The organism is Capnocytophaga sp. oral taxon 863 str. F0517 (assembly GCF_000466425.1).
In the GTDB taxonomy this organism is placed as follows: Bacteria; Bacteroidota; Bacteroidia; order Flavobacteriales; family Flavobacteriaceae; genus Capnocytophaga.
In genome coordinates, this window is record NZ_KE992095.1 from 3,523 (window position 1) to 12,701 (window position 9,179).

At 44.6% G+C, this 9,179-nt stretch carries 8 protein-coding genes; 5 read left to right on the forward strand and 3 right to left on the reverse strand.

Going from position 1 to position 9,179, the window contains the following annotated elements:
- Positions 1 to 258: 258 nt before the first annotated feature.
- Positions 259 to 1,554, reverse strand: a complete 1,296-nt coding sequence (locus HMPREF1551_RS02755; RefSeq protein WP_021627503.1) for a prolyl oligopeptidase family serine peptidase — start codon at positions 1,552 to 1,554, stop codon at positions 259 to 261.
- Between the two features lie 103 nt (positions 1,555 to 1,657).
- Here HMPREF1551_RS02755 and ettA point away from each other — a divergent pair, with 103 nt between their 5' ends.
- Positions 1,658 to 3,349: an energy-dependent translational throttle protein EttA gene (ettA, locus tag HMPREF1551_RS02760; RefSeq protein ID WP_021627504.1), complete on the forward strand. Its 1,692-nt coding sequence runs from the start codon at positions 1,658 to 1,660 to the stop codon at positions 3,347 to 3,349.
- 75 nt (positions 3,350 to 3,424) lie between these two features.
- On the opposite strand, the gene HMPREF1551_RS02765 is transcribed toward ettA, so the two are convergent.
- Together HMPREF1551_RS02765 and HMPREF1551_RS02770 are read right to left on the reverse strand one after the other, a co-directional pair.
- Complete coding sequence (locus HMPREF1551_RS02765) at positions 3,425 to 4,558, reverse strand: hypothetical protein (RefSeq protein WP_034544192.1); 1,134 nt, start codon at positions 4,556 to 4,558, stop codon at positions 3,425 to 3,427.
- A 99-nt stretch (positions 4,559 to 4,657) separates the two neighbouring features.
- Positions 4,658 to 5,620 (reverse strand): alpha/beta fold hydrolase, encoded by a 963-nt coding sequence (locus tag HMPREF1551_RS02770; protein WP_021627506.1) that lies wholly within the window; start codon positions 5,618 to 5,620, stop codon positions 4,658 to 4,660.
- A 208-nt stretch (positions 5,621 to 5,828) separates the two neighbouring features.
- Here HMPREF1551_RS02770 and HMPREF1551_RS02775 point away from each other — a divergent pair, with 208 nt between their 5' ends.
- From HMPREF1551_RS02775 to creD, 4 genes are all read left to right on the forward strand, one after another.
- Positions 5,829 to 6,452 (forward strand): hypothetical protein, encoded by a 624-nt coding sequence (locus HMPREF1551_RS02775; protein ID WP_021627508.1) that lies wholly within the window; start codon positions 5,829 to 5,831, stop codon positions 6,450 to 6,452.
- Positions 6,453 to 6,456: 4 nt separating this feature from the next.
- Positions 6,457 to 7,203, forward strand: a complete 747-nt coding sequence (locus tag HMPREF1551_RS02780; RefSeq protein WP_021627509.1) for a hypothetical protein — start codon at positions 6,457 to 6,459, stop codon at positions 7,201 to 7,203.
- A 10-nt stretch (positions 7,204 to 7,213) separates the two neighbouring features.
- Entirely contained in the window at positions 7,214 to 7,522 is a 309-nt protein-coding gene (locus tag HMPREF1551_RS02785; protein WP_034544193.1) for a winged helix-turn-helix domain-containing protein, read from the forward strand.
- 182 nt (positions 7,523 to 7,704) lie between these two features.
- On the forward strand, positions 7,705 to 9,084 hold the full coding sequence (gene creD / locus HMPREF1551_RS02790; RefSeq protein WP_021627511.1) for a cell envelope integrity protein CreD: 1,380 nt from the start codon (positions 7,705 to 7,707) through the stop codon (positions 9,082 to 9,084).
- Positions 9,085 to 9,179 lie beyond the last annotated feature (95 nt).

Genomic DNA, 9,179 nt, shown 5'->3' on the forward strand with positions numbered 1-9,179 from the left:
TTCAGCGACTTTAGCTTGTGCCCAATTCACAATTTCCCTCGCACTATTTAGAGCGCTTTATAGACTTAAAAAACGCTTGTCTCTATGGTGTATAAAGGGAAATAGTAGGGCAGTTCTTTTGTATTGTGTTGATTAGTAGGTTATTGAAATTTTAACAACACATCTGATACATTACCCATTACCCAAGTTCTTAATATCATAGGCACGAGCTACAAGAAACGCACCAGCGAGGGTACCTAATTTGAAAACAAAACTTTTTTAAGGCTTATCTGTGAGATTTTTTACTTTCCTCTTGATTTTCACCGGTGTTTGTCTCCTATCTATTTCGTATGTGCCTATGCGTGAGGTGCGTACATACACTTCTTTACCTCTTATTTCGGCTTCAATCTTGGCCGTTTTATGTTGGTGTTTTAGTAGTGTATAGGGGTATCCTTGGTTGAAATTGCCTTTCAGTACTACTGCTGTACCCTCTCGCAGTACCGTTAGTTCGGTAGGGTCGCCGGCTTTCTTCTTGGTAGTATAGCGCATTGGCGCCATCGGCGAGCGAATACTGTCACGCTCTAAGGCGATGAGTATATCCCCCTCTTTAGCTCCCAAACGTTTGGCTGTAACGGTATCATTTTTAAAGCCTGCTATACGCATACCCTTACCTTTATAGGTATAGTCGTATTTAACCCCCAAGTCGGCTTTGTTGTTTTGTATCTTCACTTCAGGATAAAGGGTATGCCAAGGGGCGCGTTCCTGGTCGAGGGCGAGTGTTTGCAGCTGTAGCCATCCTATCCGGTTGATTCTGCTAATGTCAGAGGTTTCCCAGACAATATGGGTGAGCGGCTGACGGCTATGGCTATTGATAAAAGTCACTATACCTGCTTGCTCTTGGGGTAGATAGCTCAGAAAATGGTCACCTATAGGGATTTTAAAAGTGATATTAGGGTTTTCTTTCTGTAGGAAGTCGATAGAAGGGGTGATCTGCTCCAGAGGATAGAGGCTATCGCCGGTGGTGTTGAGTATATATAGTGGTTTTTGGTTCATATTGCAGGGGAATAGCTCCTCCTCGCCCAGCATACTGGCTACTTTTAGGCTGCCATTCATCGCAATAAAGCCCGCAAAAAGGTCGGGATGTGTCATAGCGAAGTAATATACGCCTGACCCCCCATCAGAAAAGCCTGATAAGAAGATTCTATTAGGGTCAATAGGATACTGATGCTGTACGGCGGCTATCTCGTCCAACACCATCTGCTGACCTACATGGTCAAACCACGCAGCTCCTTTTTGCCCAAAAGGGAAAAGCAGAAAGCAGTCGGCAGATTCTGCTATCGCTACTAATGGCGACTTGCGTGCGTAGCCTTCGGGATTGGCATTCACCTGGGGGGTAGCCACCGCCCCGTGTAAGAATACCAATAGAGGTTTGGGTTTAGCCCCTTCACTCTTAGGTGTATAGACCACGTATGGGCGGGAATTGCCATCTGTACAAAGCTGCTGAGCGACTTTGAAAGTCTGTGCTTGTAGGGTAATGGTACAAGCTAAAAATGTTAATATAATAATTCGATACATAGTTTTAGTTATTGATTCGTATTATCAGCTATCAAACAAGACAAATATTGGCGACAAATATACAAAATAATTCGTATATTTGCCCTTAATTTTTCACTTTATTATGGCAGACGATCAAAAGATTATCTTTTCCATGAATAAGGTCAGTAAGACCTATTCATCTACCAACAAACAGGTGCTTAAGGATATCTATCTGAGTTTCTTCTATGGGGCTAAGATTGGTATTCTGGGGCTCAATGGGGCGGGTAAGTCGTCCCTACTGAAGATCATCGCGGGGATAGACAAGAACTATCAGGGCGAAGTGGTTTTTGCCCCTGGCTATACAGTGGGTTACTTAGAGCAAGAACCCAAATTAGACGAGGAAAAAACGGTTATTGAGGTCGTTCGCGAGGGGGTAGCCGAGACGGTGAAGCTCTTGGAGGAGTTCAACCACATCAATGACCTTTTTGGCTTAGAGGAGAACTACTCCGATCCGGAGAAGATGCAAAAGCTGATGGACAAGCAGGCGGAGTTACAAGACAGGATAGATGCGCTGAACGCTTGGGAGCTTGACAATCAATTAGAAGTGGCCATGGATGCCCTCCGTACTCCTGATCCTGATACCCCTATCAAGGTACTCTCCGGAGGGGAACGCCGCCGAGTAGCGCTCTGCCGCCTGCTATTGCAACAGCCTGATGTATTGCTCTTGGACGAGCCTACCAACCACCTGGATGCCGAGTCGGTGCTATGGCTCGAGCAGCATCTGCAACAGTATGCAGGTACGGTGATTGCCGTGACCCACGACCGTTATTTCTTGGACAATGTAGCGGGCTGGATCTTAGAGCTTGACCGTGGAGAGGGAATCCCATGGAAGGGCAACTACTCCTCTTGGCTGGATCAAAAGGCCAAACGCCTTGCCCAAGAGCAAAAAGCGGAAACCAAGCGCCAGAAGGTACTCGAGCGCGAGCTTGAGTGGGTACGAAAAGGCGCCAAAGGGCGCCAAGCCAAACAGAAAGCGCGCTTGCAGAACTATGACCGCCTACTGAGTGAAGACCAAAAACAATTGGAGGAAAAGCTCGAAATCTATATCCCTAATGGACCTCGCCTGGGTACCCAGGTGATAGAAGCGCGCCATGTAAGTAAGGCTTTTGGGGAGAAGCTCCTCTATGATGACCTGAACTTTGTCCTCCCACAGGCGGGTATCGTAGGGGTGATAGGCCCCAATGGTGCCGGGAAATCCACTATCTTCCGTATGATCATGGGCGAAGAGAAGCCCGATGGAGGGGAGTTCCTCGTAGGAGATACCGTAAAAATCGCCTATGTGGATCAGACCCATAAGAATATAGACCCTGAAAAGAGCATTTGGGAGAACTTCTCCGAGGGGCAAGACCTTATCCTCATGGGCGGTCGCCAGGTGAACTCGCGTGCCTACCTAAGTCGCTTTAACTTCTCCGGTAGCGAGCAAAACAAAAAGGTAGCCACCCTTTCTGGAGGGGAGCGCAACCGATTGCACTTGGCTATGACACTGAAGGAAGAAGGCAACGTGCTACTCTTGGACGAGCCTACCAACGACCTGGATGTCAATACACTACGTGCTTTGGAAGAAGGCTTGGAGAACTTTGCTGGCTGTGCGGTAGTAATCTCCCACGACCGTTGGTTCTTAGACCGTATCTGTACCCATATCTTAGCCTTTGAAGGTGATTCGCAGGTGTATTTCTTCGAGGGTAGCTTTTCCGAATACGAAGAAAATAAGAAGAAACGCCTTGGCAAGGAGGTTACCCCCACCCGTATCAAATACAAGAAGCTCACCCGATAGCTAAGTCCCTCTCAAGTAAAAAAGGTATCGCCAGCAGCGATACCTTTCTCATTAAATAAAAAACAATAAACTCAATTAAAACTCTACTTTGATAATTACGACCCCATTGGCACCTTTTTCTTTGAAGTCGGTTGTACGAGGGGCTCCTTTTTTGAAAACGGTAGTGGAAACAATCTTTTTAATTTTGGCCAACTCCGCTTGTGGGTAGTCCATCACATCCTTATAGTTGATCAGTACTAAAGGATAGTCCTCGGTACGTTTCTGATTTTTATTGATATAGGATTGGTAATCTCGAAGGGACTTTTTGATTTTAGCCTTTAGGTTGTTGTCCAATAGCTTTTCTCCTCCTTGTAGGGCACCCGAAGGGGCGGAAGAGGTTGTGCTGGTTGCTGTATCGGTCGTTTCGGTATTGACCACGCGCTGTCCGGTACGGAACTCCTCAGAGCGGCGTTTTTTCTCCTCTTCTTTTGCTTTTCTTTCGGCCTCTTTTTTAGCGTTGTACTCGGCTACTTCTTGTGCGTACTTACGCTTGGCCTCTTCCTCTGCTTTTTTCTTGGCCTCTTCTTCAGCTTTTCGCCTATCGGCTTCTTTCTGTAGGGCGAGTTTGCGCTCGAGTTCGGCCTTTTCTTTGGCTGCTTTTTCCTTTTCTAAGCGTGCTTTTTCCTTTTCATATTCTGCATTTTTCTTGGCTATTGCCTCTTTTTCCTTTGCTTTTTTCTCGGCTTTTTCTTTTTCAGCTTTTTGCTGAGCGGCTAATACCTCCTCATAATTGGCATCAAAGATAGGCTTTCCCTCTGCCTTACCGAAGTCATAATTGAAATAGAAAATAGGACGGCTGTCCTTGGTAGGCTTCCCTTTGCCGAAGTAGGCACACCAAGAAGGGTTGATTCTTAGGTAGTAGCCCCAGCCCTCGAAATAGCGGGTATAGGTATAGTTTTTGAAGTCGAACAGCTTGGTCGAAAGGTTGTAAGTACCCACCTTGAAGGTGGCGCTGCTGGTTTCTATATACTTGATTTTGTTGTTTTTATCTACCCCTAAGGCATAATCTACCTTATCCACATTGGTTTTCTCCTTTCTTAGAAATCCAAGAGGGGTTTCGAGGGTTTCATTCAGGTGGTTATCCTTCCAAGAGTCATTGAGTTTGGGCTGTGCCCATCCCAATGCTGTGGCACTAAGGCACAAGAGAGTTAAGAAATGAGATACTTTCATGAGTTTGATAATAAATTTGTTGATTAAAACTATTGTGGGTGCAAATATACAAAAAATAATAAGAAGAAAATAAAAACTTTGTTTTTTAGCCAAAGTTTTTTAGCTAAGACAGGGACGAATAAAGCTGTCCAGCTGGTCGAACTCTATCAGAAAGGCATCGTGCCCATGGATGGAGTGGATCTCATGGTAGGTGACTTGCTTGCCCAGCTGCTGTAAGGCCTCATAGGTGAGTCTGTTCTCCTGAGGGACAAAATACAAATCGGTATCGGTAGCGATGATGTGTATCTGGGTGGTAACCGGTGCCATGACCTGTTGGAAACTTCCCCTATCCTTGCAGATGTCAATGGTTTTAACCAACTGATTCATGAGCTTATAAGCCTCAAGGGTAAAGCGGTTTTGGAGTTTTTCTCCATGATGAAGCAGCCAAGTCTCGGTATTGAAGCGGTTGCGCTCGATATTGATACTACGGTCGAACTTTTCCTTGAGAGAGGCTGGGGTGCGATAACAGAGCATGGCGTGCATGCGGGCATCGTGCAAGGGGTTGTTGCCCTCCAAGAGTCGTTCCTGTACCAAACAGTTGGCTATTACCCAGTCGGTAGTCTTCCAGTCGGTAGCCACGGCAAAGAAGTGGGTTACATATTCAGGCGCCAAGGCAAGCATCTCCCAGGCAATACCGCCGCCTAAGGAGCTTCCTGAAAGGATATCCACATGCCCTACCCCCAGCTGCTGCAAGCCCAAGAGGAAGATACGAGCCACATCGCGGGCTGTCCATTGCCTATAGTCGGTAATGAGCGCGCCATTGCGGTAGCCATTGCCAGGGATATTAAAGCAAATCACCGTATGGGTTCGCGTATCAAAGGGTTGCCCCTCCCCTACGGTTTGGTTCCACCAACCCTCCTTACCAATCACCTGAGAGTTGCCCGTAAGAGCATGATTGACCACAATCACTGGTGCTGCCCCTAAGGGCTGTCCAAAGAGCTGATAGGTCAGTTCCAAGCGCGGGTATTCCTTCCCCGATAAAGTTGTAAAGTGATTGATTTCTATAGACTTAAGTTCGTTCATAGCCGTATATTCTATTTTTACAAAAAGTACCTTATACTTCTTTCTGTATCAAGGGGCAAAGATAAGGATAATTTCCTAATTTGCCAATGAGGCAATGAGCTAATTTTCCAATGAGATGATTTGTCAATGAGATGATTAAAAAAAATCCGAAAAAACATTTGGAGATGTCAATTATTTATCGTTACTTTGCAACTCAAAGTACTTTTGTATGGAAGCCCATAAATACTTAGATGATCTAAAGGAAATACGCCAGATGATGCGTCGCTCCACCCAATTTCTCTCCTTGAGTGGACTCTCAGGAGTATTGGCCGGGGTATATGCCCTTGTAGGGGCAGGTGCTGCCTTTGTGATTTTGGAAGCACACCACTTGCAGAAGCCTTATGTGATTTTGGAAAGCTACACCTTTAAGAAATTGATAGCGATAGCCTTAGGCGTACTTATCTCCTCCATCGTTACCGCTTATCTGTTCTCCTCCTACAAGGCCAAACGCAATGGAGAGAGCTTGGTCAATGCCACTTCCAAGCGTGCTTTGTACAACTTTGCCCTTCCTCTGCTCACCGGAGGCATCCTCTGTGTGCTGCTACTAAGGAACGGACACTATGGCTTGCTCGCTCCTATGACCCTGATATTCTACGGATTGGCCTGCGTGAATGTGAGCAAATACACTTTTGGTGATGTGCATTTCCTTGGGATTACTGAAATCGTATTAGGCTTATTAGCGGCCTATTTTCCTGGTTATGGGCTTTTGTTTTGGACTTTAGGTTTTGGCCTATGCCATATCCTTTATGGAGGTATTATGCACTTCAAATACGAACGCAATAGAAAGAAATAAAGTAATGACAGAAATATTAAAGCGCTATATTGATGCTTCTAATGCTTTTCGCAAAGCAACAGACTATCATGAAGGAGCGATAGCTCTTTATGACTTGTTATATGACTTGCAAGCCAAAGAAGAACGTACTAAGGAAGAGGAACGTATCCTTGCTGATACTTACACCCTATTAGAATACCATCTCTCTGCTTATGAGACTTTCTTACGCATTGCTGACCCTACCAATTATAAGGAGAAAAGCAAACTATTAGTTTTGGAAGACAAAGCCAAAACGCATAAAAATACTTTTTGTATCAAGGATATTCGCAAATTGAAAGCAAAGAAAAAGCAGAAAACTCTTAAAGTGGCTGATTTTGAGAAAGTAGAAGATTTTGAGTCGGAATGCGAATATGTGCTCTCAACGAAGAAAGTAGTTATTTTGGGCAAAGAAGTAGAAGGAGAGAATTTTTCTTTCTTTATAAATAAAGAAACTCCTTTAGAGAGTTGTTTGCATAGTATAAATAAGTATTTAGAATGGCTTTCAGATGCTAAAACAACACTCATCAGCTATTACAATGAGCATTGTAGGGAATATACCCCTCAGGCTGATGATAATTGGTATAATACTTTGGAGGTATATAGCGGCCATATGTATATTGGGAGTACAGGAGTTGCTGCTCATATAAGTGCTGGGGATATTTTTACCCCTGATCATTTGTTAGATATAGACTTTGAAGGAAAAGAAATTACCCACATAGGATGGGACGGATAATTGAGACATTTTGAAAACGCTTTTAGCACATATCAATAAAGCTTTTGATCATCGTATTCGCTTGGCAATCATGTCGGTACTGATGGTCAATGAAAGTACCGACTTTAACACCCTCAAGGAACTCTTGGGCGTTACGGACGGTAACTTGGCCAGCCATACCCGTGCTCTTGAGAATGAGGCGTATATCACCGTGGAGAAGACTTTTATTGGTCGCAAAACGAACACCCGCTACAAGGCTACCGATAAAGGGCGCCAAGCCTTCCAAGAACACTTGGAAGCCCTTGAGAAAATCATTGTAATGACCAGTGATAGTGACTAACAACGAGTGACTAACGACGAGTGACTAGTGACTAACGACTAGTGACTAACGACTAGTGACTAACAATCACTATATTTTTTTATATTTTTTACTTTGAAATACAAAGCGCTTTTAGCAATTGTTAATTGTTAATTAATGGTGCTGTCACTTTCCAATGTTTATTATCTAAAAATCCTTATACCATGAATACACAAAAATCCTTTTTTGCAAACTTATTGCAATCCAACACTTTCCGAATGTTCCTTATAGGAACCTTGGCGCTCTTATTGCTCATTCCGCTATCTTTTGTCAAGGAGTTGGTACGGGAACGGAAGTCCCGTCAGGAGCGTGTAGTAGATGAAATTGACTCCAAATGGGGCAGTGCAATCTACTTCTATGGGCCTATCCTAAAGATACCTTACAAGGTCTATTCGGATACAAAACGCACGACCTACACCACTTCCTATGCCTACTTCTTCCCTGAAGAGCTGAAAAACAACTCCCATGTACAGACCGAGGTAAGGAAGCGCAACAACTACGAATCGGCTGTATTCACCGCCGCTATGGACTTTACCGGTCGGTATATAGCTCCTGATTTCTCCAGCAAAGGAGTCTTGGACGAAGATATAGACTGGGACAAAGCTACCATCCTTATTCGTACCACCAACCTAAGCAGTATCAAGAACATCGTAACGATTACCTTAGGTGGGAAGTCCTACCCCTTTGAGCCTATTTATGACCAGGAGGGAGAAACCTCTGATTACTCTTGGGAAGACCCTAATGCTGTCGTAGAAATAGAAGGAGAATCCTACGGTAATTATAGAAGTAGCCGTATGGCCTCCTTACAAACAGCCTTTATCCCCAAGGAGGAGCTCAGCAAGCCCCTGGACTTCGCTCTTTCTATTACCTATGATGGCAGCAAGCACATCGCTATTGCCCCTATAGGCAAGAGTACCGAAGGGACGATTTCGTCCAACTGGCCGAATCCGAGCTTTGTAGGGAATTTCTTACCTTATGAGAAGCAAATCACCCCGCAGGGGTTCACGGCCTCTTGGCGGGTGCTATACCTGAACCGCCCCTTCTCCCAGCAGTCCTTTGGGGAATTGCCCAAGATTAGTTCTTATGCCTATCAGGTGAATTTTGTAATCCCCGTGGATGAGTATCAGCAGAATGAACGGGCTGCCAAGTATGGTTTCTTAGTCATTGGGCTGACCTTCCTTATCTTTTTCTTATTGCAGCATATCAGCAAGATAAAGATCCATATCTTCCAATATACGATGATTGGCTTGGCCTTGGTGCTTTTCTATACCCTGCTTGTCTCCATTACCGAACACAGTAGTTTTACCTTGGCGTACCTTCTCTCCTCGGTGATGACCATAGGGCTTATCGCACTGTACTCGGTGGCCATTCTTAAGAGTAGGAAATTTCCTCTCTTTATCGGAGCGGCCTTGACGGCCTTGTACGGCTTTATCTATGTGATTATCCAGCTGGAAAACTATGCCCTACTGGTGGGTAGTCTGGGACTTTTCACGATCTTAGCCCTAGTGATGTATGCCTCCAGAAAAATAGACTGGAACCAATAATTAATGGTTAATGGTTAATTATCAATTGTTAATTACTCAAGTTTCGCAAGCTAAGTAACTATTTAACGTGAGTTCGATATAAGAAAGTTACTTTT

Bases quoted from the DNA above. Each gene is read 5' to 3' on its own strand.
- HMPREF1551_RS02770 (WP_021627506.1), bottom strand. From the start codon at position 5,620: ATGAACGAACTTAAGTCTATAGAAATCAATCACTTTACAACTTTATCG.
- HMPREF1551_RS02780 (WP_021627509.1), top strand. From the start codon at position 6,457: ATGACAGAAATATTAAAGCGCTATATTGATGCTTCTAATGCTTTTCGC.
- HMPREF1551_RS02775 (WP_021627508.1), top strand. From the start codon at position 5,829: ATGGAAGCCCATAAATACTTAGATGATCTAAAGGAAATACGCCAGATG.
- creD (WP_021627511.1), top strand. From the start codon at position 7,705: ATGAATACACAAAAATCCTTTTTTGCAAACTTATTGCAATCCAACACT.
- HMPREF1551_RS02755 (WP_021627503.1), bottom strand. From the start codon at position 1,554: ATGTATCGAATTATTATATTAACATTTTTAGCTTGTACCATTACCCTA.
- HMPREF1551_RS02765 (WP_034544192.1), bottom strand. From the start codon at position 4,558: ATGAAAGTATCTCATTTCTTAACTCTCTTGTGCCTTAGTGCCACAGCA.
- ettA (WP_021627504.1), top strand. From the start codon at position 1,658: ATGGCAGACGATCAAAAGATTATCTTTTCCATGAATAAGGTCAGTAAG.